The 25,328-nt window shown below is 61.7% G+C and carries 33 protein-coding genes; 30 read left to right on the forward strand and 3 right to left on the reverse strand.

The features are described 5' to 3' along the window. The first annotated feature begins 8 nt into the window (after window positions 1-8). From ACMGF8_RS11405 to recX, 28 genes are all read left to right on the forward strand, one after another. The gene (locus ACMGF8_RS11405) at window positions 9-854 is read left to right on the forward strand and encodes a phage tail protein (protein WP_103741615.1); all 846 of its coding nucleotides are present in this window, start codon (window positions 9-11) and stop codon (window positions 852-854) included. Then, on the forward strand, window positions 829-1,035 hold the full coding sequence (locus ACMGF8_RS11410) for a tail protein X (protein WP_047302087.1): 207 nt from the start codon (window positions 829-831) through the stop codon (window positions 1,033-1,035). Before ACMGF8_RS11405 ends, ACMGF8_RS11410 begins: the two co-directional genes overlap by 26 nt. A gap of 61 nt (window positions 1,036-1,096) precedes the next feature. Next, window positions 1,097-2,140: a phage late control D family protein gene (locus tag ACMGF8_RS11415; protein WP_416759667.1), complete on the forward strand. Its 1,044-nt coding sequence runs from the start codon at window positions 1,097-1,099 to the stop codon at window positions 2,138-2,140. Between the two features lie 104 nt (window positions 2,141-2,244). Then, entirely contained in the window at window positions 2,245-3,396 is a 1,152-nt protein-coding gene (locus ACMGF8_RS11420) for a glycosyl hydrolase family 18 protein (protein ID WP_416759669.1), read from the forward strand. A gap of 181 nt (window positions 3,397-3,577) precedes the next feature. Then, window positions 3,578-4,078, forward strand: coding sequence for a fimbrial protein (locus tag ACMGF8_RS11425; RefSeq protein WP_102861409.1), 501 nt, complete (start codon window positions 3,578-3,580; stop codon window positions 4,076-4,078). 197 nt (window positions 4,079-4,275) lie between these two features. Next, window positions 4,276-4,860, forward strand: coding sequence for a hypothetical protein (locus ACMGF8_RS11430; RefSeq protein WP_416759671.1), 585 nt, complete (start codon window positions 4,276-4,278; stop codon window positions 4,858-4,860). After that, window positions 4,857-5,039, forward strand: a complete 183-nt coding sequence (locus tag ACMGF8_RS11435; protein WP_047302105.1) for a DUF2635 domain-containing protein — start codon at window positions 4,857-4,859, stop codon at window positions 5,037-5,039. Before ACMGF8_RS11430 ends, ACMGF8_RS11435 begins: the two co-directional genes overlap by 4 nt. Further along, window positions 5,039-6,535 (forward strand): phage tail sheath subtilisin-like domain-containing protein, encoded by a 1,497-nt coding sequence (locus ACMGF8_RS11440; protein ID WP_102861411.1) that lies wholly within the window; start codon window positions 5,039-5,041, stop codon window positions 6,533-6,535. The genes ACMGF8_RS11435 and ACMGF8_RS11440 overlap by 1 nt, the downstream gene beginning before the upstream one ends. A gap of 66 nt (window positions 6,536-6,601) precedes the next feature. Further along, window positions 6,602-6,949 carry a phage tail tube protein gene (locus tag ACMGF8_RS11445; RefSeq protein WP_016965085.1) on the forward strand — a complete coding sequence of 116 codons (348 nt, stop codon included), beginning with the start codon at window positions 6,602-6,604 and terminating at the stop codon, window positions 6,947-6,949. Next, window positions 6,946-7,242, forward strand: coding sequence for a phage tail assembly protein (locus ACMGF8_RS11450; protein ID WP_060842631.1), 297 nt, complete (start codon window positions 6,946-6,948; stop codon window positions 7,240-7,242). The genes ACMGF8_RS11445 and ACMGF8_RS11450 overlap by 4 nt, the downstream gene beginning before the upstream one ends. Window positions 7,243-7,372: 130 nt before the next feature. Further along, window positions 7,373-8,908, forward strand: coding sequence for a hypothetical protein (locus ACMGF8_RS11455; protein ID WP_416759674.1), 1,536 nt, complete (start codon window positions 7,373-7,375; stop codon window positions 8,906-8,908). After that, window positions 8,898-10,142: a DNA circularization protein gene (locus ACMGF8_RS11460; protein WP_416759676.1), complete on the forward strand. Its 1,245-nt coding sequence runs from the start codon at window positions 8,898-8,900 to the stop codon at window positions 10,140-10,142. Before ACMGF8_RS11455 ends, ACMGF8_RS11460 begins: the two co-directional genes overlap by 11 nt. Window positions 10,143-10,145: 3 nt before the next feature. Then, on the forward strand, window positions 10,146-11,186 hold the full coding sequence (locus tag ACMGF8_RS11465) for a phage baseplate assembly protein (protein WP_102861415.1): 1,041 nt from the start codon (window positions 10,146-10,148) through the stop codon (window positions 11,184-11,186). 108 nt (window positions 11,187-11,294) lie between these two features. After that, a complete protein-coding gene (locus tag ACMGF8_RS11470) occupies window positions 11,295-11,801 on the forward strand; it encodes a phage baseplate assembly protein V (protein ID WP_115581718.1) in 507 nt (168 codons plus the stop codon). 2 nt (window positions 11,802-11,803) lie between these two features. Continuing rightward, entirely contained in the window at window positions 11,804-12,202 is a 399-nt protein-coding gene (locus ACMGF8_RS11475; protein WP_305948846.1) for a phage GP46 family protein, read from the forward strand. Next, a complete protein-coding gene (locus ACMGF8_RS11480; protein ID WP_102861418.1) occupies window positions 12,192-13,232 on the forward strand; it encodes a baseplate J/gp47 family protein in 1,041 nt (346 codons plus the stop codon). The genes ACMGF8_RS11475 and ACMGF8_RS11480 overlap by 11 nt, the downstream gene beginning before the upstream one ends. Beyond that, window positions 13,220-13,819 carry a YmfQ family protein gene (locus ACMGF8_RS11485; protein ID WP_016965876.1) on the forward strand — a complete coding sequence of 200 codons (600 nt, stop codon included), beginning with the start codon at window positions 13,220-13,222 and terminating at the stop codon, window positions 13,817-13,819. The genes ACMGF8_RS11480 and ACMGF8_RS11485 overlap by 13 nt, the downstream gene beginning before the upstream one ends. A gap of 15 nt (window positions 13,820-13,834) precedes the next feature. Next, window positions 13,835-14,920, forward strand: a complete 1,086-nt coding sequence (locus ACMGF8_RS11490) for a phage tail protein (RefSeq protein WP_416759680.1) — start codon at window positions 13,835-13,837, stop codon at window positions 14,918-14,920. Next, window positions 14,917-15,297, forward strand: coding sequence for a phage tail assembly chaperone (locus tag ACMGF8_RS11495; RefSeq protein ID WP_416759682.1), 381 nt, complete (start codon window positions 14,917-14,919; stop codon window positions 15,295-15,297). The genes ACMGF8_RS11490 and ACMGF8_RS11495 overlap by 4 nt, the downstream gene beginning before the upstream one ends. Before the next feature lie 98 nt (window positions 15,298-15,395). Beyond that, window positions 15,396-16,658 carry a tail fiber protein gene (locus tag ACMGF8_RS11500; protein ID WP_416759684.1) on the forward strand — a complete coding sequence of 421 codons (1,263 nt, stop codon included), beginning with the start codon at window positions 15,396-15,398 and terminating at the stop codon, window positions 16,656-16,658. Continuing rightward, window positions 16,658-16,912, forward strand: coding sequence for a hypothetical protein (locus ACMGF8_RS11505; protein ID WP_416759686.1), 255 nt, complete (start codon window positions 16,658-16,660; stop codon window positions 16,910-16,912). The genes ACMGF8_RS11500 and ACMGF8_RS11505 overlap by 1 nt, the downstream gene beginning before the upstream one ends. Before the next feature lie 45 nt (window positions 16,913-16,957). Next, complete coding sequence (locus tag ACMGF8_RS11510; RefSeq protein WP_170001056.1) at window positions 16,958-17,521, forward strand: glycoside hydrolase family 19 protein; 564 nt, start codon at window positions 16,958-16,960, stop codon at window positions 17,519-17,521. Between the two features lie 156 nt (window positions 17,522-17,677). Beyond that, complete coding sequence (locus tag ACMGF8_RS11515) at window positions 17,678-18,184, forward strand: hypothetical protein (RefSeq protein WP_102861422.1); 507 nt, start codon at window positions 17,678-17,680, stop codon at window positions 18,182-18,184. Between the two features lie 70 nt (window positions 18,185-18,254). Continuing rightward, window positions 18,255-18,443, forward strand: a complete 189-nt coding sequence (locus ACMGF8_RS11520; RefSeq protein ID WP_102861720.1) for a Com family DNA-binding transcriptional regulator — start codon at window positions 18,255-18,257, stop codon at window positions 18,441-18,443. A gap of 5 nt (window positions 18,444-18,448) precedes the next feature. Beyond that, window positions 18,449-18,781: a hypothetical protein gene (locus ACMGF8_RS11525; protein WP_416759689.1), complete on the forward strand. Its 333-nt coding sequence runs from the start codon at window positions 18,449-18,451 to the stop codon at window positions 18,779-18,781. A gap of 245 nt (window positions 18,782-19,026) precedes the next feature. After that, a complete protein-coding gene (locus ACMGF8_RS11530) occupies window positions 19,027-19,527 on the forward strand; it encodes a CinA family protein (protein WP_102861424.1) in 501 nt (166 codons plus the stop codon). Between the two features lie 83 nt (window positions 19,528-19,610). Further along, window positions 19,611-20,663 carry a recombinase RecA gene (gene recA / locus ACMGF8_RS11535; protein WP_011059579.1) on the forward strand — a complete coding sequence of 351 codons (1,053 nt, stop codon included), beginning with the start codon at window positions 19,611-19,613 and terminating at the stop codon, window positions 20,661-20,663. A gap of 8 nt (window positions 20,664-20,671) precedes the next feature. Continuing rightward, on the forward strand, window positions 20,672-21,139 hold the full coding sequence (recX, locus tag ACMGF8_RS11540; RefSeq protein ID WP_102861425.1) for a recombination regulator RecX: 468 nt from the start codon (window positions 20,672-20,674) through the stop codon (window positions 21,137-21,139). 40 nt (window positions 21,140-21,179) lie between these two features. Here the strand turns inward: recX and ACMGF8_RS11545 are convergent, their stop codons facing one another. Next, window positions 21,180-22,298: an LOG family protein gene (locus ACMGF8_RS11545; protein WP_115581725.1), complete on the reverse strand. Its 1,119-nt coding sequence runs from the start codon at window positions 22,296-22,298 to the stop codon at window positions 21,180-21,182. Between the two features lie 453 nt (window positions 22,299-22,751). Between ACMGF8_RS11545 and ACMGF8_RS11550 the strand changes: the two genes are divergently transcribed. Further along, entirely contained in the window at window positions 22,752-22,946 is a 195-nt protein-coding gene (locus tag ACMGF8_RS11550) for a hypothetical protein (RefSeq protein WP_102861427.1), read from the forward strand. Between the two features lies 1 nt (window position 22,947). Here ACMGF8_RS11550 and ACMGF8_RS11555 read toward each other — a convergent pair whose 3' ends face one another. Further along, window positions 22,948-23,373 carry a quorum-sensing-regulated virulence factor family protein gene (locus tag ACMGF8_RS11555; RefSeq protein WP_416759692.1) on the reverse strand — a complete coding sequence of 142 codons (426 nt, stop codon included), beginning with the start codon at window positions 23,371-23,373 and terminating at the stop codon, window positions 22,948-22,950. A 191-nt stretch (window positions 23,374-23,564) separates the two neighbouring features. Here ACMGF8_RS11555 and ACMGF8_RS11560 point away from each other — a divergent pair, with 191 nt between their 5' ends. Then, window positions 23,565-24,275: a tRNA-uridine aminocarboxypropyltransferase gene (locus ACMGF8_RS11560; protein WP_102861429.1), complete on the forward strand. Its 711-nt coding sequence runs from the start codon at window positions 23,565-23,567 to the stop codon at window positions 24,273-24,275. On the opposite strand, the gene ACMGF8_RS11565 is transcribed toward ACMGF8_RS11560, so the two are convergent. Further along, the gene (locus ACMGF8_RS11565) at window positions 24,259-25,167 is read right to left on the reverse strand and encodes a DMT family transporter (protein ID WP_170001053.1); all 909 of its coding nucleotides are present in this window, start codon (window positions 25,165-25,167) and stop codon (window positions 24,259-24,261) included. The two genes, ACMGF8_RS11560 and ACMGF8_RS11565, sit on opposite strands and share 17 nt — an antisense overlap. Between the last annotated feature and the right edge of the window lie 161 nt (window positions 25,168-25,328).

Genomic DNA, 25,328 nt, shown 5'->3' on the forward strand with positions numbered 1-25,328 from the left:
GAGGCGGCATGGCCTATATGGAACAGCTGCAATCGGGGCTTACGTCCCTGGTGGCGGCAGCGGAGGCGGGGCGGCGCAGCGCCGATGAAATGCTTGGGCCCATGAACGGCGCCATCAGCGACATCACCGGCGCCGCCTCGGAGCTGGAAAATCTGCCCTGGGTCGGCCCGGTGCTGGGCGCCAAGCTGCAACGCACGATGCGCAGCATCGGCGCGGCGCAGTCGGCGGTGGGTGAAGTCGCGGCCAAGTACAGCCAGGCCGTGACCGTGGCGGGGCAGATGCAGCAGCGTCTTGGCGCCCTGCAGGAGCAGGTGGCCAAGGCCGGCGCGGCGATCAACCGCATCGGCGGGCAGATCAGCCCGGCCCTGGGCAATATCTTTCCTTCCGGCGCGCTGGCGCCTCAGGACACCCCGGCGGCGGAGGCGGTGAAACCCTTCCCGCACCTGCTGATCCTGCAGCCCCTGGGGGCCGCGGCCGAGCCGTTCTACTTCAACCTCGATACCGCGGCCTTCGATGAGTTGCGCCGGCAAACCGGCTTTCGCTGGGCGGCCCAGGAGCGCCTGAGCCGCAGCATTGCGCAGCAGGCGGTGGGGCAGGGCGACGACAAGATCTCCCTCAAGGGCGCGATCTTTCCCGGGTTCAAGGGCGGGCTGGGGCAGTTGCAGGCGTTGCGCAGCATTGGCCGGCGCCTGCAGCCCCTGAGCCTGACCACGGGCTACGGCGAAGTGCTGGGCACCTGGTGCCTCACCAGCATCGACGAGGAACAGAGCCACCTGCTGGCGGGCGGCATTCCCCGCAAACAAGGGTTTTCACTGGAGTTTGTGAGCTATGGCAACGACCTGCAGAACCTCTGACGGCGATCTGCTCGACACCCTGTGTCATCGCTACTACGGGCACCTCAATGGCAGCGTCGAGGCGGTGCTGGACGCCAACCAGGGCCTGGCCGACGAGCCACAACCCTTTCGGGCCGGGGTACTGATCCTGCTACCGGAGCTGCCGATCCGCACAGAGGCGATGGTTCAGCTATGGGACTGACCTGGCCTCCACTCAACAGACCCCGCTGCGTGCGGGGTCTTCATTTTCTGGAGCACAGGCCATGACCCCGGTCTTTCGCATCCTCGCCGATGGCCGCGACATCACCGCGCAGATCAATGACCGGCTGCTGACGCTGCGCACCCTGGACAAACCGGGCATGGAAGCGGACGAGTTCGAACTGCGCATCGATGACCGTGACGGCGCGGTCGCCTTGCCCGGTCGTGGCGCCGCCATCGAAGTGTTCCTCGGCTATGCCGGGCAGGCATTGACCCGCCTGGGGCGCTACACGGTGGATGAAGTGGTGGTCAACGGGCCGCCGGATTCCATCGAGATCCGCGGCAAGGCCAGCGACATGCGCGGCAGTGGCAAGACCACCCGCAGCGGCAGTTGGGAGAACGTGGCGCTGGCGCAGATCGTCCGCGATCTGGCGGCCCGCAACGGCTGGCAGGCGGTCTGTCCGGTGGCGACCAAGGTGCCGCGGATCGACCAGCTCAACGAGTCCGACTTCAACTTCATCACCCGCCTGGCCCGGCAGTACGACTGTACCGCCAAGGTGGCCGAAGGCAGGTTGCTGGTGCTGCCCCGTCAGTCCGGATTGAGTGCCAGCGGCAAGGCCCTGGGCGTTGTCAGCCTCAGCCGCCGCGACGTCAGCCGCTATCAGTTCCGCCTCAGTGACAGCAGCACCCACAAGGCGGTGCAGACCAAGCATCAGGACCCGAAGAGCGGCACGCTCAAGGTCATCGACCTGGGCAACAGCGACTCGCCGGCCAGCGTGCCGGCGGTGCACACCGATCGGCACCTGTACCCCAACAAGTCCGCCGCCGAGCAAGCGGCCAAGGCTCGCTTGGCAGCCTTCAACCGCAGCAGCGCCAGCCTGCGCCTGGAAATGCCCGGGCGCACCGATCTGTTTGCCGAGCGCCTGATCAATGCCCAGGGCTTCAAGGCCGGACTGGACGGCGAGTACCTGGTGGACTCGGTGGAGCAACTGTTCAACCCGTCGGGCTGGAGCACCACGGTCGAATGCAACGGCGGCAAACAAGGCAAGGCCAAAGCCAAGGCCGAGAAAGCCCCCGCCAAAAAACCACTCAGAGTGGTGCAGCTTTGACGCTGCGTCAGCCCCGCGAGCTTTGCCGTAGCCACCCCATGTGCAGCGTTGCGCTGCAACCCACTCTGCCTTTTCAAGTACGCGGACAATCCGCAGGAGTAGTCATGAACCCAGGCATCAGCAGCCCGGCCTCGAAGCGAGGCCTGCGCTTTCTGTTCCAGACATTGATCGTCGGCTGCAGCTTGCTGCTGGCGGCCACAGCCCATGCAGGGCCCTTTGTCCTGGCCTACACCGACGGCCAGGTCGAAGCGTCCTACAGCAACCTGCAAGCGTTCCACGGCAACCTGTCCGCAGTGGGCCTGGGCAGTATCTACGGGCTGACCGTCACCGGCCAGTTGCACCAGGAAGGGATGAACCCGACCAGCGAAAACATCATTCGCTTCGCCCAGTCCAAATCGCTGCCGCTGTACCCCACCGTGTCCGACTACAACCAAGGCATTGCTGATTTTGACCCGGCCATTTCCCACTCCATCGTCAACGACAAGACCTTGAGTGCCGGCAGCATCAAGCAACTGGTGAGGCTGGCCAGGGAGGGCGGTTTTGCCGGCATCAACCTGGACTTCGAACAGGTCGAACCGAGGAATGCCAAGGCCTTTTCCGCCTATGTCAAAGCCCTGGGCAATGCCCTGCATGCCAGTGGCAAGAAACTGATCATCAGCGTCCCGCCCAAGTCCAGCGACCGCGAGCCCGAGTACCTGCAAGGCTACGACTACAAGGCCCTGGGCGCGGCGGTGGATTACGTCCAGGTCATGACCTACGACCAGGTCGGCCCCGGCTGGAGCAGCGGCGGTTTCCATGACGAAGTCTGGCCCGGCCCGGGCTCCGGCGCCGACTGGCAACGGGCTGTGCTCGGCTACGCGGTATCGCGAGTCGCGCCGGGCAAGGTCCTGGCCGGGCTGCCGGCCTACGGTCAGGACTACAGCATTGGCAACCGGGTGCACTGGTCGGCCTATCAGGAAGTGATTGCCGAGCACCGCGCCGTCACCCACCGGGACGCCGCTTCCGCAACGCCTTACGCCACCTGGGGGCCAGTGAAGAGCTTCGCCGATGGCGTGGAATGGACCCCGGAGCGCGCGCAGCCGGTGCTCTGGTACGACGATGCCACGAGCATCAAGACCAAGACCGCGCTGGTGACCAAGCTGGGCCTGGGTGGTACCAGTGTCTGGGCCATGGGCTATGAAAATGCCGAGTTCTGGACGGCGCTGCAGGCGGGGCTCAATGAAGGTCGAGCACTGCTGCCTGTCGGGCAGGAGTGAGAGGTCGATCAGCGAAAAAACAGCGGCCGTAGAACCGCGTTTCCTGCGGCATCGCAGTTCTTGCCGGCGGGAGTCTATGCGTTGCGCGTAATGTCCCGGGAGTTGCCGGGAGCCTGAGCTTTAACCATACAGGTGCCGGATCAACGTCTATCGGCTCCTGTTGACGTGAAGGAATAGATCAATGGCTTCGCAAAAGCATCTTCAGTTCATGAATTTCCTGGCAAGGGTTGTCGCGCCTGCCTGCAGCATTGACGACGATCTGTGTACCGGTGTGGAGCTTCTGCCATTGCGTGCTCGCGCCGTGGAGTGGGAGCGGTTTGTCGATCTGGGAGCGACATCGGTCTCGCAGATTGACCAGGGGGGCGGCCCGGCGGTCACGTTCGAGGTCTTGCTTGACCCGCAAAAGTGCCACGGCGCGAAGACGGTTCAGGTCTATTTCGATGGTGTTAGCCATGACGGCCTGACACTGGAGAACGAGCGCAGCGGAGCGAGCGCGGCGCGAAATGTCGGTGTGCAGATCCTGGACGCGCTCGGCAATGCCCTGACCCTGGGGCAAGCCGCTGCGCACTACCCCGCGGATACCGACAGGTTGCAGTTCATGGCTCGACTGGTCGGAACTCAAGGACCGGTCACGGCCGGACTCTACGCCGCGCTGTCCGAGTGCGTGATCGTTTATGCCTGAACCTGGGGGCCTGCGGGCATTCGCAGGACCCTGTCATCGGCCTGGGGCGGATGCTTCAGGCTACTTCTCTCCCACCCGCTGCAGCGGGTTTTTTGTGCCTTGGAGAAACCTATGGCAACTGCTTCCCGAGAGGCCCTGATGCTCGATCGTGGCAGCCCGCAACGGACCTGGATCGGTCCCGGTCCTGGAGCCACTCGATGAAACTCAGCGCTGTTATCAACCAGCTGCACAGCCAGTGTCCCCGTCTCAGCGGGCGCATTCTGGCGGGCATCAACCTCGATACTCTGGGCGGTAACACCAGCCAACCCCTACCGGCTGCGTACTGGGCTCCGATCAACGACTTGGCTTCCGGCAACACTGCCCTGAACGTCTACCGCCAGACCATCCGCGACCGCTTCGAAGTCGCCTTGCTCCTCGACGCCACCGACCCACAACAAGCCCTCGACCAACTCCACGACCTGCGCGCCGAACTCTGGCGCGCCCTGGTCGGTTTCAAACCCGGCGCCGAGTACAACCCGATCCAGTACGACGGCGGCGAGCTGGTGTCGCTCGACGCCACCCGCTTGCTCTACCGCCTGCGCTTCTTCGCCGAGTTCCAGCTGGGGCGCAACTTGCCCAGCCAGCCGGCGGAAACCTGGCATGAGCGTGAACTCGACGGCCTGCCGTCCTTTACCGGGGTCACGGTGCGGGTCGATGCCATCGATCCGGCGGACCCCAATCTGCAACGTCCAGGGCCCGACGGGCGCCTGGAGCTGACTTTTTCAGGAGAGCTGAAGCAATGAGCAAACGCATCACCGTGCTGCCGGTCGCTGGCCGTGCCGTACCGGACCCGGAAGCAGGCGATCTGCTGCCCGCCTCCGGCCGTGAAGTGCCGGACAACGCCTGGTGGCGCCGGCGTCTGGCCGATGGCGATATCACTAGCAAAGCCGTGAAAGCGGCGAAATCTCAAGGAGCCAAATAATGGCGATCGGTTTCAGCAATATCCCGGCGGACATCCGTGTTCCGCTGTTCTACGCCGAGATGGACAACTCGGCGGCCAATAGCGCGTCTTCGGCCATGCGCCGTCTGATCGTCGCCCAGGTCAATGACAACCAGGCCGGCGATGACCTCGGCAAGCTGGTGCTGGTGTCCAGCGTGGCCCTGGCCAAGAGCATCGGCGGGCAAGGTTCGATGCTCGCCTCGATGTATGAAACCTGGCGCAAGACCGACCCGGTGGGCGAGATCTGGTGCCTGCCGCTGCACAGTACTGAAGGCAGCGTGGCCAAGGCCGAGCTGAAGCTCACCGGTAGCGCCAGCGCCGCCGGCCTGCTCAATCTGTACGTCGGCGGTGTGCGGGTGCAGGCCTCGATCGTCAGCGGCGCCACTGCCGCTCAGGCGGCCAGCGCCCTGGCGCTGAAGGTCAATGCGGCGGTGGACCTGCCGGTGACCGCAGCAGCCGTCGACGGCACGCTGACCCTGAGCGCCAAGTGGACCGGCGACAGCGGCAATGACATCAGCCTGCAACTCAATCGCCTGGGCAAGAGTAATGGCGAAGAAACCCCGGCCGGCCTGACCCTGGTGCTGGGCAAGATGGCCGGCGGCACCGGCGTGCCGGATCAGGTCGCGGCCCTGGCGGCCCTGGGCGACGAGCCGTTCGAGTTCATCTGCATGCCCTGGACCGACACCGCCAGCCTCAATGCCTGGCAAGCGGTGATGGACGACAACACCGGACGCTGGTCCTGGGCCAAGCAGCTGTTCGGCCATGTCTACAGCGCCAAGCGCGGCACCGTCGGCACCCTGGTGGCGGCCGGTCAGGCGCGCAACGATCAGCACATCACCATCCAGGCCCTGGAAACCGGCGTGCCACAACCGGTCTGGGTTCAGGCCGCAGCCCTGGCGGCGCGGACCTCGGTGTTCATCTCCGCTGACGCCAGCCGTCCGACCCAGAGTGGCAGCCTGCCGGGGATCGATCCGGCGCCGGCCAGCGAACGCTTCACCCTCACCGAGCGTCAGTCGCTGCTCAGCTACGGCATCGCCACCGCCTACTACGAAGGCGGCTACATGCGCATTCAGCGGGCGATCACCACCTACCAGAAGAACGCCTACGGCCAGGCCGACAACTCCTACCTGGACAGCGAAACCATGCACCAGTCGGCGTTCATCGTGCGCCGGCTGCAAAGCGTGATCACCAGCAAGTACGGGCGCCACAAGCTGGCCGCCGACGGCACCCGCTTCGGCGCCGGCCAGCCGATCGTCACCCCGAGCACCATTCGCGGTGAGCTGATCGCCCAGTACGCCAAGCTGGAGCTGGAAGGCCATGTGGAGAACGCCGACCTGTTCGCCGAGCACCTGATCGTCGAGCGCGACGTGCAGGACCCGAGCCGGGTCAACGTGCTGTTCCCGCCGGACTACATCAACGGCCTGCGGGTGTTTGCGCTGCTCAACCAATTCCGTCTGCAGTACGACGCCGCGGCCTGAGCCGGACCTGCATCACTGCGCTTTTTCAGCCCGCCTTGAGCGGGCTTATTTTTTGGGAGAAACATCATGGGTCAACTGATTGCGGGCACCTGCTACGTCAAAGTGGACGGCGCTCAACTGACCATCAGCGGCGGCTGCGAAGCACCGCTGATGGCCGTCAAGCGGGAAACCGTGGTTCCGGGTTTCTACAAGGAAACCGACCTCACCCCGTCGTTCAAAGTCACTGCGCTGCACACCCCGGACTTTCCGCTCAAGCAGCTGATTGCCGGCTCCGACATGACCGTCACCTGCGAGTTCGCCAACGGCAAGGTCTACGTGCTGGCCGGCGCCTACCTGGTGGACGAGCCTATTGCCAAGGGCGATGACGCCAGCATCGAGCTGAACTTCGAAGGGCAGAAGGGGACCTGGCAATGAGCAACCTGGTCAAGCTGCAAGTACCCATCGAGGCCCACGGCGAGCCTCTGGCCGAACTCACCCTGCGCCGTCCGACGGTGCAGGAAGTGCGGGCGATCAAGGCGCTGCCGTACAAGATCGACAAGAGCGAAGAAGTCAGCCTCGACATGGACGTCGCGGCCAAATACATCGCGGTCTGCGCCGGTATTCCACCGTCCTCGGTGAACCAGCTGGACCTGGTGGACCTCAACGCCCTGAGCTGGGCGGTGGCGAGTTTTTTCATGAGTGCGGCATCGCAGCCATCGCCGACCTGATCGCTGTCGCCTATGACCTGGCCTGGTTCTGGAAGGTCGACCCCGAACAGATGATGGCCAGGCCACTGGATGTGCTCCGGGAATCCCTGGAGCACGCGCAACGGATCAATGCGATGCAGCAGGTGCAGTGATGGCGTATCGAAAAAGAAACAAGACCAAGGGCCGGCGGCCCAAGCAGACAAGACAGGCTAAACCGGCAGCACCTGTGCAGCAGGTCAAAGCCGAAAGTGAGGTGGTCAAGCCTGCTGTGGCCGAGAGCGCAAGCAAGGCCGTCGACCCGGAGCTCACCGGCATTCGCCAAGTGGTGGGTAAGTTCAGGAAAAGCCTGGAAGAAAGTGGCCTAGGAGATCTCGATCTTTCAGGATTGTTCTCTGGGCAAGGCCTATTGACCCCCTTTGTTGCGGGCATGCAGTCGGCGATCAAGGCGGAGAACATCCAGGCTGTCACGGCTGCCGCGGTCAGGGGGGAGTCAAGTCCGGAGAATGAGCTGGGCAATACCGCGCAAAACCTCAAGCACTTCGATGAGGCAGTGGAAAGAATCACCCTCAATGTGGGGGTTGCACTGTTGCCGGCCATCAACAGCATTGTCACGGGACTTCAGCCCGTACTGACATCGGTCGGTCAATTTGTCGCTGATAACCCCGGGTTGGTGGAGGGACTCGCGGCCGCCGCAATCGCCTTTACGGTGGCAGCTTCGGCGGCCACGGTCTTTGCCGCACTGTCCTCGCCTATAGGTTTGGCGATGCTGGCGATTGCTGCGGTAGCCGGTGTGGTGGTGGCCAATTGGAAGCCGGTTTCGCGGTTTTTCATCCAGCTGTGGGGGAAGATTTCACCCACGATCATGTCCATGGTCGGTCTTTTCAAGGAGGTGTTCGCCTGGACGCCCATTGGGCAATTGATTGCCAACTGGGGGCCGGTCAGCGCTTATCTGAGCGCCCTCTGGCAAGACTTCAGCGCCGGTACCGGGCGGGTGTACCAGGCGTTGAATCTGCTCTTCAACATGAGCGGGTTTGGGGTGTTGATCAGAAACCTGGAACCGATCAGAGAGGCTGTCCAGGTGATTTTTCGCAGCCTGCGAGAGGTTTTCGAGTGGAGCCCGCTTGGCTTGATAAGCAGTAACTGGCAACCCGTGGTAGGCCTGTTTGCAGCGATCTGGGATCTGATCTGGGCGTTGTCGATCACGGCAAAGAACAACGTTGCCAGCCTGTTCAGTTGGTCACCCGGTGAGGGGATGAGAAAGGACCTTGACGGTTTGATCCAGTGGTTCTCTTCGTTTCGTGAGCGGCTGGAAAAGGTCCTGGAGCCAATCCGCGAAAAGCTCAGAGCGACCTTTGGCAATTTGCTTGTCAGTGTCACCGGGAGCATCAATTCGCTGACCGAGAGTGTGGTGGAGCACAACAACTCGGCAAACCGGGGTGAGGACTCGCTGACCGATACACCTTCTCCGCTGCTGACCCCGGGCAATTTGCCGCAAAGCTCCAGTTCGCTGCTGCAACAGGCGGCGGCCAACAATCGCACTCGGCTTGAAGGCGGGTTGCTGCTGCGCTTTGAGAACGCCCCTCCCGGCCTGCGTGCCGAACAGGCCAAGACCAATCAACCAGGCCTGAACGTGGCTTCGACCCTGGGCTATCGCTCACTTTCCCTAGGAGGTTCCAATGGCGGATAACTGGCGTGATCGTTTGTTGCCCGCGTCCTTTCGCGGCGTGCCGTTCTGGGTCGATCAGGCGAAAACCCCGGTGGGCCAGAAAGGTCAGTTGCACGAGTACCCGCAGCGCGATCAGCCGTTTTTCGAGGGCCTTGGCCAGCAGGCGAAAATCCACGAGCTGACGGCCTTTATCGTCGGTGCCGATTGCCTGGCGCAGCGCGACAGGCTGCTCAAGGCCCTGGAGGAGGGCAGTGGCGAGCTGGTGCACCCTTGGCTCGGGCGGATTCAGGTCAAGGTCGGCGAATGCGAGATGACCCAGAGCCGCCAGGACGGCGGCCTGGTGACTTTCAGCCTGAAGTTCTACCCGGACCAGCCGTTGCGCTTTCCCTCGGCGGTGGTCAATACCCAGCAGCAGGTGCTGGTGGCCAGCGATACCTTGCTGGGGGCGGCGGTGCTGCGGTTCGAGTTTGCCACCAACCTGATCAAGCAGGCGCGGATCGGCGTGGCGTCTTTGCGCCAGGGGCTGGCGGACGTGTATCAGGTCATCGAGCACGAGTTCAAGCCGTTGATCGAGTTCTATGGCGATCTCAACACCCTGGTCAAAGCGGTCAAGGAAATACCCAAGGAGCTGAGCACGGAGTTCAAGGGGCTGCTGGACGATGTACGCGGGCTCAAGGACTTTGCCCGTAGCGGCTATCGGCAGATGCTCGCCGATATTTCCCAACAGGTGGAGGCGGCCCGGCGCATCGATGCGCCGAAGCTGACCACCGGCAAGGACACCACGGCGGCGGCCGAGGCGGTGGCCAACCTGGTGCAGGATGCGCTGCTGGTGCAGATCGCCCGGCTGGTGTCGGCGTTACCGGTGGCCACGCCCGTGGTGAAGCTCAAGAACACGCCGCCCTTGGCGCAGCAGGCCAGCCGGCCGGTGCAGCGCCTGGAAGTGCCGGTGGCCGACGATGTGCTGGCGCTGCGCGATCAGTTCAATGAGCTGATCTGGCAAGCCGCGCTCAAGGCCGACGCGGTGCATTACCAGGCGCTCAACACCCTGCGTCAGCAGGTGCAGGGGCACCTCAATGCGGTGGCGTCCTCGGGGGTGCGGCTGGTCAGCCTCAGCCCCAAAAGCAGCCTGCCGGCGCTGGTGCTGGCCTATCAGCGGTTTGCCGATGCGACGCGGGTCGGCGAAGTGGTGCAGCGCAACCGGGTGGCTCATCCGGGCTTCCTGCCGCCGGCTGATCTGCAAATCGCTCGGGAGTGACCCATGGACGAATTGGCAAATATCGTCACCCTGACGGTGGACGGGCTGGACTACAGCGGCTGGAAGAGCGTGGAGATCAGCGCCGACCTGGAGCGTCAGTTCCGCACCTTCAGCCTCAACATCACCTGGCAATGGCCAGGGCAGGATGCGCAGGTGCGCATCCGCCCGGGCGCTCGCTGTCAGGTGCGCATCGGTTGCGACCTGGTGCTCACCGGGCATGTCTACAAGGCGCCGATCAGCTATGACGGCCAGCAGATCAGCCTGAGCGTCCAGGGCAGTTCCTTGACCCAGGATCTGGTGGATTGCGCGGCCATCAACCGGCCGAGTCAGTGGCGCCAGCAGGACGTGCTGAGCATCGTCCGCGCCCTGGCCGGCTCCTATGGGGTCGGGGTGCGCAGCGAGATCGCTCCAACCAGCAAGCTGCACACCCACAGCATCGTGCCGGGGGAGACGGTGTTCGCCTCCATCGACCGTTTGCTGACCCTGTACCGGGTATTTTCCACCGACGACGCCGACGGTTACCTGCTGCTGGCGGCGCCGGGCAGCGGTGGGCGCGCCAGCGATGCCCTGGAGCTGGGCAAGAACATTCTCTCGGCCAATGCACCGATGGATTTTTCCGCGGTGTTTTCCGAGTACCGGGTGATCGGCCAGCACAAGGGTAGCGACCAGAGCAGTGGGGCTGCAGTCAGCGAAGTATCCGGCCAGTCCAGCGATGCCAGTGCTTCACGCAAACGGGTGACGGTGATCAGCGAGGCGGCGCAACTGAGTGCCGAGCTGGCTCAGCAGCGCGCTGACTGGGAGTGCGGCACCCGCACCGGCAAGGCCCTGACCACAACCTACCAGGTGCAGGGCTGGCGCCAGAGCAATGGCGATTTGTGGCGCCACAACACCCTGGTGCGAGTGATCGACCCGGTGCTGGGGTTCGACCGGGACATGCTGATCTCCAAGGTCACCTGGTCGCTGTCCGAGCAGGGCTCGATCACCACCCTGCAGGTGGCGCCGCCGCAGACCTTCGACGCCAACCCGACACCCGGCAACACCTGAAACCCGCGCCCATCCGTAGGCGCCGGGTGGCCGGCGAAGGCATCCGGCCCGAAACCGCGCAACCCCTGTTCGCCGGCAAGCCGGCTCCTACCCTCCAAGGAACTCAGCATGAGCCTACTGACACGCCTGTTGGCGCGGGGCACCGTGGTGCTCGCCAACTCGGCCAACAAACTGCAATCGCTGCAAATGCGCCTTACCGCCGGCGAGGTCAACGACGACATGGAGCATTTCGAGCCTTACGGTTTCACCAGCAATCCCCTGGCCGGCGCCGAGGGCATCGCCACCTTCCTCGGCGGCGACCGGTCACACGCGGTGGTGCTGGTGGTGGCGGACCGGCGCTATCGCCTCAAGGCCCTGGCTGCCGGCGAAGTGGCGATCTACACCGACGAGGGCGACAAGATCCACTTCAAGCGCGGGCGGGTCATCGATATCGACACCGCGACCTTGAATATCCGCGCCAGCAGCGGCGTCAACATCGACAGCCCGACCCTGAGCATGAGCGGCAAGATCGTCTCCCAGGGCGATCAGGTCGCCGCCGGCATCAGCCAGATCAACCACGTCCACAGCGGCGTGCAACCCGGCCCGGCGCAGACCGGCGCGCCGGTGGGAGGTTAAGCATGTTCGCCACCTATGACCTGAAGAACGCCCTGACCCGGGCCGTGGAAATCAGCCTGTTCACCTGGCGCCGCGCCGCCGATGACGATGCCCTGGACGACGATCAGCGCTATGGCTGGTGGGGCGACAGTTTTCCCACGGTGGCCGACGACCGCATCGGTTCGCGGCTGTGGCTGCTGCGCCGGGTCAAGCTGACCCGGCAGACCCAGCTCGACGCCGAGTTCTATGCCCGCGAGGCCTTGCAGTGGCTGATCGACGATGGCCACTGCAACGCCGTGGAGATCATGACCGAGCGCCTCGACGCCCAGCGTCTGAACCTGCGCACGGTGCTGATCCTGGCCGACGGCGAACGCCTGGACCTCAACCCCACTCACAGTTGGCAGGTGACCTATGCCGTTTGAAACCCCTTCGCTGCCGGTGCTGATTCAGCGCACCCAAAGCGACCTGGCCAGCGACTCGCTGCGCCAGTCCGATGCCCAAGTGCTGGCCCGCACCCTGAGCGGTGCCGCCTTTGGCCTGTATGGCTACCTGGATTGGATCGCCGAGCAGATCCTCCCGGACAAGGCCGATGAGTCGACCCTGGAACGCATCGCTGCCCTGCGCCTGAACCAGCCGCGCAAGGCCGCCCAGGCGGCCCGTGGCAGCGTCAGCTTCAACGCCGCGGCCGGTGCCGTGCTGGATGTCGACACCCTGCTGCAGAGCAGCGACGGTCGCAGCTACAAGGTGACGGCCGCCCGCACCGCCATCGCGGGGCTCAACAGCACCACTATCCAGGCGGTCGATGGCGGGACCCTGGGCAATGCCGATGCGGGCCTGGAATTGACCGCGGTACAGCCGGTGCAAGGCATCGGCAACGCATTCACCGTCCTGGCCCCGGGGCTGACCGGTGGCGTAGCCCGGGAAAGCCTCGAATCCCTGCGCTCCCGGGTGATCCGTTCCTACCGGATCATTCCCCACGGCGGCTCGGCGGACGACTACGAAACCTGGGCCCTGGAATGCCCGGGGATCACCCGTGCCTGGTGCCGGCGCAATTACCTGGGGCCGGGCACTGTGGGCCTGTTCGTCATGCGTGACGATGATCCGCAGCCGATCCCCAACGCCGAGCAACTGGCGCAGGTTCAGGCGTATATCGAGCCGCTGCGCCCGGTGACCGCCGAGGTGCATGTACTGGCCCCGGTGATGCTGCCGGTGATCTACAGACTGCGCCTGACTCCCGACACCAGCGCGGTGCGCGCCGCGGTCGAGGACCAGCTGCGCGACCTGCACAGCCGCGAGGCCGGCCTGGGCCAGACCCTGTTGCTCAGCCATATCCGCGAAGCCATCAGCAGCGCCACCGGCGAGCAGGATCACCAACTGCTGGCGCCCTTGGCCGATGTGCCGGCGGCGAACAATCAGTTGCTGGTATTCGGAGGTTGCCAATGGCAGCAATAAGAAGCGCCGCCCAGTACCAGGATCAGTTGCGCAGTCTGCTGCCCAGCGGCCCGGCCTGGGACCCGGAGCGGGTGCCGGAGCTTGAGCGAGTGTTGCAGGGCATCTCCCAGGAGCTGGCGCGCATCGACGCCCGGGCCGTGGACCTGCAAAACGAAATGGACCCGGCCAGCGTCAGCGAACTGGTGACCGATTGGGAAAAGGTCATGAACCTGCCCGATCCCTGCCTGGGCCTGACCCCGCTGTTCGAAGACCGGCGCCTGGCCGTGCGCCGCCGCCTGTTGGCGGTGGGCAGCCAGCGCGCCGCCTACTTCGTCGAAATCGCCCGCAGCCAGGGCTATCCCAATGCCAGCGTCACTGAGCTGAGTACCCCGCGCATGGGCCGCTCACGCTTTGGTCATGCACATTTCGGCACCTGGCGGGCGAACTTCATGTGGACCCTCAATACCGGTGGCCGCCTGCAACTGGGCCGGCGTTTCGGCGCGAGCTATTGGGGCGAACGTTTTGGCATGAACCCGGGGAGCGCCCTGGAGTGCCTTATCCATCGCAGTACACCGGCGCATACCCAGGTGTACATCAACTATGACTAGAGAAGACAAGAACAAGTGGATTATCCGAAAAGTGTTCCCAGCGTAGGGCTGGTGAACGGCAAGTTTGTCGACGAGAACCCGGTCACGGGGCAAGTCGGCTCACTGATTTCCTCGCAATGGGGAAACGCGGTTACCGACGAATTGCTCAATGTGATTCGTGCGGGTGGGAAGGAGCCGGCCGAGGCCGAGCACGACCAGTTGCTGGCGGCGATCAAGGCGATCGTCCGTGATTCGATTCCGCCAGAGAAGATTCGCAGCACCTTGGCCGAGTACGGCATCACCGACGCCTACACCAAGTCGGTGACCTACACCAAGGCCGAGATCGAGGCACTGTTGAAGAACATGTCGGCCCTGCCGGTGGGGGCCATGGTGCCGTTTCCCAAGGGCACGGTGCCGGCGGGGTTCCTGGAGGTGGATGGTAGTGTGCAGAGCGCTGCGACTTATCCGGATCTGGCGGCTTATTTGGGAACGACCTTCAACACCGGGGGCGAGGGCGCGGGGAATTTCCGTCTGCCTGAGTCGCGGGGGGAGTTTTTGCGGGGTTGGGATCATGGGCGGGGGGTGGATGTAGGGCGGGGGCTTGGCAGTTGGCAGGCGGATGAGTTCAAGTCTCATACCCACCGTGTGCAATACGGAGCATACGCAGGTACTGGGTTAGGGTCTCCAGGGTATACGTCAGCAGGTGTGTTGTCGTCAGTCGGCTTGGAAGCGACAGGAGGGGCAGAAACCCGGCCTCGCAACCTGGCAGTCATGTGGTGCATCAAGGCCTGGAACGCACCGGTCAACCAGGGAAATATCGACATCGCAAGCCTGGCCGCAAACGTTGCGGCACTTGAGGCCAGACCACGCGGCCTGGGCGACGGCCAAGTTTGGCAGAACCTTACAACGAGCCGGGTTTCTGGAACTGTTTACACCAACACGACGGGTCGGCCAATTCAGGTACATGTGGCGATCTCGAGTGGAGCTGTTTACGCCCGGGTAGGTCCTGTGGACATATCTTTCTCGGCCTATCACGCAGCGTTCGTAGTGCCAGCAGGAGCCACTTATACAGTCACACTCCATAATCCAGTTAACTTGTGTTGGTCGGAGTTGCGCACATGAAGTATTTCCATAACCCCGAGACCAACGAAGTCCATGCCTTTGATGAGGATGCCCCTGGATACTTCATATCGAGCAGCTTGTTGCCAATGTCCGAAACGCAGGTACAAGCCTATATCGACAGTGCAACAACTGCCTTGCCTGCCAAAAAAGATGCGGAGCGCAACTGGCGTGATACCGAACTGACTTCGGTGATGTGGCTGCGTGAGCGGCATCGCGACCAGCTTGAAATTCAAGCCCCGACAAGCATTGATGAGGAGCAGTTCAAGGAACTGCTGGTGTATATGCAAGCCCTGCGTGACTGGCCGCAATCGGTGGATTTCCCCGATGCCGATTTGCGTCCGCTAGCGCCCCCCTGGATGGCCAAACAAGTTCAATAAACGCCCCGCCTCGCCGGGGCGTTTTCTTTTCCAGTTTTCTAACTATGTCCACACCGAGCTGTGTCGGTGTGGATGAATGACAACGAGAGGACAGACGAGTGGATTATCCAAAGAGTGTGCCAAGTGTTGGGTTGGTTAATGGGAAGTTTGTCGACGAGAACCCGGTCACGGGGCAAGTCGGCTCACTGATTTCTTCCGACTGGGGAAATGCAGTGACCGATGAATTGCTCAACGTGATTCGTGCGGGTGGGAAGGAGCCGGCCGAGGCCGAGCATGACCAGTTGTTGGCGGCGATCAAGGCGATCGTGCGCGATTCGATTCCGCCGGAAAAGATCCGCACGACTTTGGCCGAGTATGGGATCACCGATGCGTACACCAAGTCGGTGACCTACACCAAGGCCGAGATCGAAGCGTTGCTGAAGAACATGTCGGCCTTGCCGGTGGGGGCCATGGTGCCGTTTCCCAAGGGCACGGTGCCGCCGGGATTCCTGGAGGTGGATGGTAGTGTGCAGAGCGCTGCGACTTATCCGGATTTGGCGGCTTATCTGGGGACGACCTTCAACACCGGAGGCGAGGGCGCGGGTAACTTCCGTTTGCCGGAGTCGCGGGGGGAGTTTCTGCGGGGTTGGGACCATGGGCGGGGCGTCGATGCGGGAAGGGGACTTGGCAGTTGGCAAGCTGATGAGTTCAAGAGTCATACGCACTCAGTAAAGGACTCTTCATACGCTGGAAATGTATTTGACTCCTGGGTCTATGGCGATACAGGGAATGGAGTCACTGAGGATGAAAACTTAAGGACAAATTCATCGGGTGGCAGTGAAACCCGTCCACGCAACCTGGCTGTCATGTGGTGCATCAAAGCTTGGAATGCACCGATTAATCAGGGAAATATAGACATTGCGGCACTTGCATCCCAAGCGGCCCAGGCAACCGAAAACAAGCAGGGAACTGCGAGGTTGAGTACTCAGGCTCAAGTCGATTCCGGCATCGATGATTCACTGATAGTGACCCCCAGAAAGTATCGAGCTGCCAAGGGAACATGCTCAGCTTGGGTAAGTTGGAATGGGACCGGAGCGGTCACTATTCGAGATAGTTACAACGTATCGAGCGTCACAGACAATGGTGTCGGCGACTTCACTGTCAACATTATCCCTGGTGTACTGGCGAATGCTGGATTTAGTTATTGCTATACGGTTGGAGGAAGTAACAACTTGTTGAATCTCGCCTCAGGAGCCACAACTAATCCCACTTCTACCTCTTTGCGTGTTGTCAGTGTTAGCGCTTCTGGCATGGGAACAGGCGCAAACTTTCAGCCGACAGACTTTCCTTACAATAGCGTGCAGATTTTCGGAGGTAAGTAATGGCTATGCGTATTGTTTATCAGTTGCCTGGTGAGCCAGTTGCATCTTTGACACCCTGCAATTGCGGATTGACGATCGATGAAATTGCTCGTCAGGACGTTCCCGGTGGCGTGTATTTTTGGTTTGTTGAGGAGTCGGTTATTCCGCTTGACCCGATCGAGCGTATGCGCTGGATGTTGGCAGATGAACTAGGGCCGCCAGCAGGGGTAGGAGAGCGTCCTATGTGCACATCTCATTCTGAGACGACTCTGTAAAATGTTACGGTGCTCCAAGGACGCTTGTTCGATTGAAGGTTGTATATGTCTATAACCGAACAACAACTGCAACAAATCATGCCTAACGCCCGCCGCCAAGCGGGCGTTTTTGTTTCTCCACTCAACACCGCCATGGCTCATCGGCAGATCGATACGCCGAAGCGCCAGGCGGCCTTTCTTGCCCAGATCGGTCACGAATCCGGGCAACTGCAATACGTGCGCGAGCTGGGCAGTGATCAATACCTGAGCAAGTACGACACCGGCACGCTCGCGGCACGCCTGGGCAACACCCCCGAGGCCGATGGCGACGGCCAGCGGTATCGCGGGCGTGGGCTGATCCAGATCACCGGGCGCAGCAACTATCGCCAGTGCAGCCTTGGGCTGTTTGGCGATGAGCGCCTGCTGGAGTTGCCCGAGCTGCTGGAGCAGCCGCAATGGGCCGCCGAGTCGGCGGCCTGGTTCTGGGAGCGCGGCGGGCTCAATGCCCTGGCCGACCGCGATGAGTTCAACAGCATCACCCGTCGCATCAATGGCGGTTTGAACGGCTTGCAGGATCGCCTGCAACTCTGGGCCAGGGCGCGGGCGGTGCTGTGCCTGCCCGTGGTCTGAGTTCATGGGGAGGCGGGCACCTTCTGTAGCCGCTGCCGTAGGCTGCGATTGGACCTGGAGGGAAGGTCCTGCGGACCTTTTCGCAGCCTGCGGCAGCGGCTACAGGGATTTTTGCAGGCCATTTGATGCATTTCACATCGGTCAAGGGAGGGCGTGATGAATATCCGCAGTTGGCTGGCTCTCGCCGTCGTAGCTGGGTTGCTCTATGCCCTTGGCTTCGTCAGCGGTGCCGGCAGCGAACGCAGTAAGCAGCAGCGCCTGGACGAGGCTCGACTGCAACAATCCTTCGAGCAGGGCCAGGCGTTGGGCCGGGTCAAGGAGAAGGTGGTGGTCGAGTACGTCGATCGCGTCGTCAAGGTCTATCAGGCGGGCGCCACTATCACCAAGGAGGTTCCTATCTATGTTTCGAAAGCGGCTGATAACGCCTGCGTTGTACCTGCTGGTTTTGTCCGGGTGCACGACGCCGGTGCCGCCAACCTGCCCGTGGCCGCAGGCCCCGGCGTCGCTGATGACGCCGCCTCGGGCCTTGCACTCTCTACCGTCGCCGCCAGCGTCGTCGACAACTACAGCCAATGCCACGCAAACGCCGAGCAACTGAAAGCGTTGCAGCAGTGGGTGCGAAAGTCTCAGGCGTTGTTGCAAGGTGCCCCGGCGATGCACTGACGGCCTTGAGACATTTATGAGATGGATCGCTGCCGCGGTGTGGGGCAGTTGAAATCAAATGGACTTGTCGATGTTAAAAGAATGCAGATGTGGTCATTGCAAACGACTGCTCGCCCGTGTGGGTGACTTTACCGAGCTCCAGATCAAATGTTCCCGCTGCGGAACCTTGAATCACGTGAAGGCCTCGAGCCTTGGGCAATCGCCTTTGAGCGACATGAAAACGCCACTCTCAGTGACGGACCATTCCACTCAAAGGTGAAAAATATGAACGCAGTAACCATGGGCAAGCACTTCATTACCGTATTCCCAAAAGGGATTGTGGAGATCGTTTCGGCCGCTCAAAACACCGGTGGCTTGATCATCCAGACGGGGTTGATCAAGACCTCGACCGGTGTTGTCGACCTGTATGTGGGACCGACCGGCTCTTCCATCTCCAATTCGGCCGTCATCTTCTCTGGCAACGGGTCTACCATTTCCGGCAGCGACTCCGAGATTGTCATGCCGTACCCGATCCGTATTCCCGCAGGCCAGGCATTGTGGGCATACGCATCCACTCCGGGTGGCGCGATAGCTTTGACTTGGGACTTGCTGGCCTGACCTGTCTGCGCAGAGAAGAGGGATCAACGGGCGCCGGTGCTTTTGCTCATTTCGGCAGGCTTTGATCGCTGGACTAGCCGCGTCAGCTTGGTGGCTGGCGCTGTTCCTGACGCAATGATGGACTGTTCGCGCCAGATCCTCTGAAGCCTTGTTCCAGAGCCGTTGGTTTTCCTGACAGCTTGTCACTTGCAAGCCTTCTTTCCTGGTGTACGGTAAGCACACGCCAGCCCCATCAGGAGAGAACTGTGAAAGAAATTACCCAGCTTGCCGCTGAACTCGGCCGGCGTCTGCAGGTTCTGAATGCCCACGTCACCACGGCGGAGTCCTGCACTGGCGGCGGGATTGCCGAGGCGATCACGCGGATCCCGGGCAGTTCGGCCTGGTTTGAGGCCGGTTATGTCACCTACTCCAACCGCCAGAAGACCCTCCAATTGAATGTGCCGGCCGATTTGTTCAATTCGGTTGGTGCGGTCAGTCGTGAAGTGGTAGAGGCCATGGTCCGTGGGGCACAGGCCAAGAGTCATGCGCATTTTGCGGTGGCGGTCAGTGGTATCGCTGGGCCGGATGGCGGTTCTGCGCAGAAGCCGGTGGGTACGGTTTGGCTGGCCTGGGGCGCGGGAGAGACGTTGACCTCCGAGTGCCGGCACTTCCCCGGGAATCGCGATGAGGTTCGCCGACAAACGGTGAAGGCCGCGCTAGAGGGGTTGCTGCAACACGCTGCAGCAGAAATCGCAAATCAGGGGTAGGCGATCCTCGAGCGCTGTGGAATAATACTGGCTACTTATACAGGTGTTGGCCGTCAGGCCTTATTGATTACGTGAGGACTTTAATGGACGACAACAAGAAGAAAGCCTTGGCTGCGGCCCTGGGTCAGATCGAACGTCAATTCGGCAAGGGTGCCGTAATGCGTATGGGCGATCATGACCGTCAGGCGATCCCGGCCATTTCCACTGGCTCTCTGGGTCTGGACATTGCTCTGGGCATTGGCGGTCTGCCAAAAGGCCGTATCGTTGAAATCTACGGCCCTGAGTCGTCCGGTAAGACCACTCTGACCCTGTCGGTCATTGCCCAGGCGCAGAAAGCCGGTGCCACTTGTGCCTTCGTCGACGCCGAGCACGCGCTGGATCCGGAATACGCCGGCAAGCTGGGTGTCAATGTCGACGACCTGCTGGTTTCTCAGCCGGATACCGGCGAGCAGGCCCTGGAAATCACCGACATGCTGGTGCGCTCCAACGCGGTTGACGTGATCATCGTCGACTCCGTGGCGGCCCTGGTGCCCAAGGCTGAAATCGAAGGCGAGATGGGTGACATGCACGTTGGCCTGCAAGCCCGCTTGATGTCCCAGGCGCTGCGTAAAATCACCGGTAACATCAAGAATGCCAACTGCCTGGTGATCTTCATCAACCAGATCCGCATGAAGATCGGTGTGATGTTCGGCAGCCCGGAAACCACCACCGGTGGTAACGCGCTGAAGTTCTACGCTTCGGTTCGTCTGGATATCCGTCGTACCGGCGCGGTGAAGGAAGGCGACGAGGTGGTCGGTAGCGAAACCCGAGTCAAGATCGTCAAGAACAAGGTGGCTCCGCCGTTCCGTCAGGCCGAGTTCCAGATTCTTTACGGCAAGGGTATCTACCTCAACGGCGAAATCATCGATCTGGGCGTGCTGCATGGTTTCCTGGAGAAATCCGGTGCCTGGTACAGCTACCAGGGCAACAAGATCGGCCAGGGCAAGGCCAACTCGGCCAAGTTCCTGCAGGACAATCCGGAAATCGGCAACGCGCTGGAGAAGCAGATCCGCGAGAAGCTGCTGACCGCTTCGCCAGACGTCAAAGCCAATCCGGTCAAAGAGACCGAAGACGATATGGCCGACGCTGATATCTGATTGATCCAATGACCGCCGTACTCGATACCCTCGTCGCGGTGCGGCGAACTGCAATGGACCTGCTCGCGCGACGCGAGCACGGTCGAGTCGAGCTGACGCGTAAACTGCGTCAGCGCGGCGCTCCTCCTGAAATGATCGAAGTCGCCCTGGACCGTTTGACGGAAGAGGGGCTGCTGTCCGAATCCCGTTATCTCGAAAGTTTTGTTTCCTATCGTGCGCGCTCAGGTTACGGGCCGATGCGTATTCGCGAAGAGCTCAGCCAGCGTGGCTTGCAGCGAGGTGATATCGATCTTGCGCTGCGCGAGTGCGGTATCGACTGGCAAGAGCAGTTGCGAGACGTCTGGCAGCGCAAGTTTGCCGGGCAGTTTCCTGTGGATGCCCGTGAACGGGCCAAGCAAGGGCGCTTTCTGAGTTATCGCGGGTATTCCATGGACATGATCGGCCGTCTATTGAGCGGCCGAGGGATGGATGACTGAAGTTGTACCCGCTGCCTGGTGCAGCGGGTGATGGTGCAGGTCAGCTGACTTTGCTGGTTTCTCGTGCGCGCTGGCGGGTCTCGGATTGTTGCCTGGTCCAGTTCTCCGGCAGGTTGATAAAGTCGATCAGTTCCCGCAGGCGGCCGTTGTCACGAGCGTTGAAAACGAACGATAGCCGCGTCAGATGGCTGAACTGAACTTCGTCGTGCTCCTCTCCACTGTAGGTATGTTGCCGAAACTGGCCACTCAGGCACAGGTCGGCGAATGCTATCTGCATGTGTTCCAGCGCCTGCTCATTGAGGCTGTGGTTCATGCGGATGACAAACTCCTGTTTCAGCCAGCGGCTGGAGTGGAAGTTGGCGTAGAACTGCTGGATTTCCTTAACTGCTTCTTCGGTGCTGTGTACCAGGCGCACCAGCTTCATGTCGCTGGGCAGGATGTAGCGATTGGCCTCCAGTTGGTTATGGATGAAGTCCAGGGCGCCTTGCCAGAACTGCCCGCCAGGTGCGTCCAGCAATACCACCGGTACCAGAGGGCTTTTGCCGGTCTGGATCAGGGTCAGGACCTCCAGGGCTTCGTCCAGGGTGCCGAAACCACCAGGGCAAAGCACCAGGGCATCGGCTTCCTTGACGAAAAACAGCTTGCGTGTGAAGAAAAAGTGGAACGACAGCAGGTTTTCCGTGCCGCCCACAGTGGGGTTGGCATGCTGTTCGAAGGGCAGGGTGATGTTGAAGCCCAGGCTGTGCTCCAGCCCTGCGCCATCATGAGCCGCTGCCATGATGCCGCCGCCAGCGCCGGTGATCACCATCAGGTCCGAGCGGGCCAGGGCCGCTCCCAGTTCCTTGGCCATGGCATAAAGCGGATGTTCGCTGGGCGTTCGCGCCGAGCCGAATACCGTCACTTTGCGCCGGCCTTTGAACTGTTCCAGTACCCGGAAGGCATGTTCCAGCTCGCGTAGCGCTTGCAGGGTAATCTTGGCGTTCCAGCGGTTGAGGTCGTCCTCGGCCATGCGCAGGACGGTGAGAACCATGTCGCGGTAGAGGGGGATATTCGGGCTGTTGGGGGCAATCTGGTTGAGTTGCGCTTCGACCTGGCTTGTGAGGTCGACGCCCTTGCTTTGGAAATGACGAGTTAACAGGTCATTCGATTGGTAAGGCATTCAGCTTCTCCTTCTGCACAGAACCTTGTGCACGGCCGAGGTATTCGAACGTGCCACGACACAACCTGTGTCGCTGCCTGCTCAGCCCAGCGTGTGAGCAACTCTCTTGACCCGATCACCGCTGACCGTCGCTGGGCAGCGATCGAGGTATCCACAGAGGTTCTGCATTCCTTTATTAAGAAAAAATTGCACTGCAAGACGCACAAGAACGGCCTCCTGAACCGTCCTGGAACAGTCGATGGGAACCTTCGGACATGACTTGATCATGTGCCCATAAAGTCTTGGCTGGCAACCGCTTCTTAGTGAATTTAGCGGCCTTGGCACCATTGGTCAGGCGCCGCGGCAAGGGCTCGAGCCTCTGATTTACTAAAGTGCAGCGCTCGGTTCAGGAGCCGGCTCCAGGAAGGGGGCGCGGCCATCCGTCCGTGCAAGCCGAGGGCAGGGAGGCAAGGGATGACCACTGTCGTGTTGGAAGTCGATCCGCAGTTGTACCAGCTGTTGCAAGCTGCGGCGGCAGCCCATCATTTGAGTCTTGAGGAAGAGTGCCGGCGTCGCTTGGCGGGGGAGGAGCGGCCTTCGCGATATCTGCAGGCCCTGGTAGCGGAGTTGCGCGCCGATGATCAGCAGCGGCGCGCGTCCCGTCCTTGATTCACTTCTTCTTGGGCGTGTTTTGGGAAGGGCAATCCGATTCCTGGAAGCGCGCTGAGGCTACAGGGCGATTGGTGCGGTTTTCGGTGAACTCGTAGCGCATGACTGCGCCTTTGGCCATCAGCTTGCGGTAGTTGGGGTTACGGCAGACGCTGGCACCCAGCTGCAAGTAGACGGCCTTGGGGTTGGCACGCATTTGTTCGGCGTGGCCGGCCTGGACGCTGAGGTGATTGATCAACTCCTTGCCTTCAACGGTATAACCCTGATCGAGAATGTTCTCGTTGACTTCCCGGGGAGTGCCGACGTTGCTTTCCGCAGCGACCTTCTCCAGCATTTTGCTCAGTTCGAACTCTTGCAAGGACGCAGCCTGGACACCCAGGGGCAAGGCCAGCAGAAAGGCGACGGTAGGGATGGTAAAGCGCAACATGAAACTCTCCTGGTGCAGTGACTGATGCTTCGACCAGCCACTCGACTGTGCGTTCAGTGGCGACGAATTATAGGGGGAGAGCTAGGAAGGCGGTACAGGTTTGAACAGATGGCTCTGATAAACTTGTCCGACTTTTTACCCCTTCGAGTTATTTCCGTGTCTATTCCTGTCCTTTGCCGGTGTGCTCAGCGATGAGCCATGCGGTATCCCGTCTACGTGATCTGCGCATGGCTCGTGCGGTCAAACCCTTTTTTGCGCGGGGCTCACGCGCTGAGCGCTGCCCGCGTTGCCGAGTGATTCCCAGCCATTGCCTGTGTGCCTGGCGGCCCAAGGTCAGCGCCGAGTCGGCCATGTGCCTGGTGATGCACGATGTGGAGCCGCTCAAACCGAGTAATACCGGCTGGTTGATCGCTGATGTGATTGCCGATACCTGGGCGTTTCACTGGTCCCGTACCGAAGTCGATCCGCAATTGCTGGCCTTACTGGCTGATCCGCAGTGGCAGCCTTATATCGTCTTTCCCGGAGAGTTCGTGGCCCCCGAGCGAGTGGTCAGCGAGGTCCGGCAGGAGGAAGGCAAGCGCCCGCTGTTCATTCTGCTGGATGCCACCTGGAGCGAAGCCCGCAAGATGTTTCGCAAGAGCCCCTATCTTGAGCACTTGCCGGTGCTTAGCCTGTCATCGGAGAAGCTCTCGCGCTACAAGTTGCGGCGCTCCAAGCGTGATGACCATTTCTGTACCGCCGAGGTAGCTGCCCTGTGCCTGGAGTTGGCGGGGGACGAGCAGGTCAGCCAGGTCATGGACGCCTACCTTGACGTATTCAGCACTCATTACCTGTCGGCGAAGTTCCAGAAGGCCATCGATCCTCTGGATGAAGTGCACTCCCGGCTCAAGCCCTTTGTGTAGTGGCGGCGCTGGCCTGGGGTTTTTGCGGCCATAGCTGGGCCACCAACATGCCGCTGAGCATGAGTGCACAGCCGAAGTAACCGCGCAGCTGCAGTGATTCATCCAGCAGCCAGGCCCCGGCGATGGCGGCAAACACGGCTTCGAGGGACAGAATGATTGCCGCGTGGGAGGCGATCGCGTCCCTCTGGGCAATCACTTGCAGGGTGTAGCCGATGCCGACAGCAATCACGCCCCCGTAAAGAATGGCCGGACCGGCGGCGACAATCGCGTTCCAGTGAATCGGCTCCAGGCACAGCGCGAGGATCAGGCTCACCACCGAACAGGTGGCAAATTGTAGGAAGGCCAGGCGAATCGGGTCGTGGCGGCTGGCGAATACGCCCACCAGAATCACGTGTGCGCCCCAGACAAAGGCGCCGATCAATTGCAGCCAGTCGCCGGACGCAACGTGAAAGCTGTCGCTGACGGTCAACAGGAACATGCCCACCACGGCCAGCACCGCGCCGAGCCAGGTACCTAGTCCCGTCTTGTGGCCGATCAGCAGTCCCAGCAGCGGCACTACAATGACGTAGAGCCCGGTGATGAACCCAGCATTGGTTACGCTGGTAAACATCAGACCGACCTGCTGCAGGTTGATCCCCAGAGTAAGGGCCAGGCCCATGAGTACGCCGCCCAGCAACAGGCCACGATTGAGCAGGGGGGCGGGGTGGCGATCGGCGGGCGTTCTGCGTAGTACCAGTGGTAGCAGGCAGAGTGAGCCCAGAGCAAAACGCAGGCCGGAATAGAGGAAGGGGCCGATATGATCCATGCCGGAGGATTGTGCGACAAACGCAGCCCCCCAGATGACAGCGGTGATCAGCATCAGGACATCGGCACGCAAGGCTTGGCTTCGCATGAGGGCTCTCTTATTAGTTAGCTGGCTAAGATGCCGCAAAGCTTCACGCTTGACCACCCTGGCTTCGCTGGGCATGCTTGGCGCCGATTAGGGCGCCAGCGCTGTTTGAACCACCGTTTTGCTCAGGCTTTTCGCGGTGTTCGTGCTCTTTGGGTATCGCA

The organism is Pseudomonas sp. BNK-7, from assembly GCF_048072025.1.
In the GTDB taxonomy this organism is placed as follows: Bacteria; Pseudomonadota; Gammaproteobacteria; order Pseudomonadales; family Pseudomonadaceae; genus Aquipseudomonas; species Aquipseudomonas danubii.

Bases quoted from the DNA above. Each gene is read 5' to 3' on its own strand.
- ACMGF8_RS11405 (WP_103741615.1), top strand. From the start codon at position 9: ATGGCCTATATGGAACAGCTGCAATCGGGGCTTACGTCCCTGGTGGCG.
- ACMGF8_RS11410 (WP_047302087.1), top strand. From the start codon at position 829: ATGGCAACGACCTGCAGAACCTCTGACGGCGATCTGCTCGACACCCTG.
- ACMGF8_RS11415 (WP_416759667.1), top strand. From the start codon at position 1,097: ATGACCCCGGTCTTTCGCATCCTCGCCGATGGCCGCGACATCACCGCG.
- ACMGF8_RS11420 (WP_416759669.1), top strand. From the start codon at position 2,245: ATGAACCCAGGCATCAGCAGCCCGGCCTCGAAGCGAGGCCTGCGCTTT.
- ACMGF8_RS11425 (WP_102861409.1), top strand. From the start codon at position 3,578: ATGGCTTCGCAAAAGCATCTTCAGTTCATGAATTTCCTGGCAAGGGTT.
- ACMGF8_RS11430 (WP_416759671.1), top strand. From the start codon at position 4,276: ATGAAACTCAGCGCTGTTATCAACCAGCTGCACAGCCAGTGTCCCCGT.
- ACMGF8_RS11435 (WP_047302105.1), top strand. From the start codon at position 4,857: ATGAGCAAACGCATCACCGTGCTGCCGGTCGCTGGCCGTGCCGTACCG.
- ACMGF8_RS11440 (WP_102861411.1), top strand. From the start codon at position 5,039: ATGGCGATCGGTTTCAGCAATATCCCGGCGGACATCCGTGTTCCGCTG.
- ACMGF8_RS11445 (WP_016965085.1), top strand. From the start codon at position 6,602: ATGGGTCAACTGATTGCGGGCACCTGCTACGTCAAAGTGGACGGCGCT.
- ACMGF8_RS11450 (WP_060842631.1), top strand. From the start codon at position 6,946: ATGAGCAACCTGGTCAAGCTGCAAGTACCCATCGAGGCCCACGGCGAG.
- ACMGF8_RS11455 (WP_416759674.1), top strand. From the start codon at position 7,373: ATGGCGTATCGAAAAAGAAACAAGACCAAGGGCCGGCGGCCCAAGCAG.
- ACMGF8_RS11460 (WP_416759676.1), top strand. From the start codon at position 8,898: ATGGCGGATAACTGGCGTGATCGTTTGTTGCCCGCGTCCTTTCGCGGC.
- ACMGF8_RS11465 (WP_102861415.1), top strand. From the start codon at position 10,146: ATGGACGAATTGGCAAATATCGTCACCCTGACGGTGGACGGGCTGGAC.
- ACMGF8_RS11470 (WP_115581718.1), top strand. From the start codon at position 11,295: ATGAGCCTACTGACACGCCTGTTGGCGCGGGGCACCGTGGTGCTCGCC.
- ACMGF8_RS11475 (WP_305948846.1), top strand. From the start codon at position 11,804: ATGTTCGCCACCTATGACCTGAAGAACGCCCTGACCCGGGCCGTGGAA.
- ACMGF8_RS11480 (WP_102861418.1), top strand. From the start codon at position 12,192: ATGCCGTTTGAAACCCCTTCGCTGCCGGTGCTGATTCAGCGCACCCAA.
- ACMGF8_RS11485 (WP_016965876.1), top strand. From the start codon at position 13,220: ATGGCAGCAATAAGAAGCGCCGCCCAGTACCAGGATCAGTTGCGCAGT.
- ACMGF8_RS11495 (WP_416759682.1), top strand. From the start codon at position 14,917: ATGAAGTATTTCCATAACCCCGAGACCAACGAAGTCCATGCCTTTGAT.
- ACMGF8_RS11505 (WP_416759686.1), top strand. From the start codon at position 16,658: ATGGCTATGCGTATTGTTTATCAGTTGCCTGGTGAGCCAGTTGCATCT.
- ACMGF8_RS11510 (WP_170001056.1), top strand. From the start codon at position 16,958: ATGTCTATAACCGAACAACAACTGCAACAAATCATGCCTAACGCCCGC.
- ACMGF8_RS11515 (WP_102861422.1), top strand. From the start codon at position 17,678: ATGAATATCCGCAGTTGGCTGGCTCTCGCCGTCGTAGCTGGGTTGCTC.
- ACMGF8_RS11520 (WP_102861720.1), top strand. From the start codon at position 18,255: ATGTTAAAAGAATGCAGATGTGGTCATTGCAAACGACTGCTCGCCCGT.
- ACMGF8_RS11525 (WP_416759689.1), top strand. From the start codon at position 18,449: ATGAACGCAGTAACCATGGGCAAGCACTTCATTACCGTATTCCCAAAA.
- recA (WP_011059579.1), top strand. From the start codon at position 19,611: ATGGACGACAACAAGAAGAAAGCCTTGGCTGCGGCCCTGGGTCAGATC.
- recX (WP_102861425.1), top strand. From the start codon at position 20,672: ATGACCGCCGTACTCGATACCCTCGTCGCGGTGCGGCGAACTGCAATG.
- ACMGF8_RS11545 (WP_115581725.1), bottom strand. From the start codon at position 22,298: ATGCCTTACCAATCGAATGACCTGTTAACTCGTCATTTCCAAAGCAAG.
- ACMGF8_RS11550 (WP_102861427.1), top strand. From the start codon at position 22,752: ATGACCACTGTCGTGTTGGAAGTCGATCCGCAGTTGTACCAGCTGTTG.
- ACMGF8_RS11555 (WP_416759692.1), bottom strand. From the start codon at position 23,373: ATGTTGCGCTTTACCATCCCTACCGTCGCCTTTCTGCTGGCCTTGCCC.
- ACMGF8_RS11560 (WP_102861429.1), top strand. From the start codon at position 23,565: ATGAGCCATGCGGTATCCCGTCTACGTGATCTGCGCATGGCTCGTGCG.
- ACMGF8_RS11565 (WP_170001053.1), bottom strand. From the start codon at position 25,167: ATGCGAAGCCAAGCCTTGCGTGCCGATGTCCTGATGCTGATCACCGCT.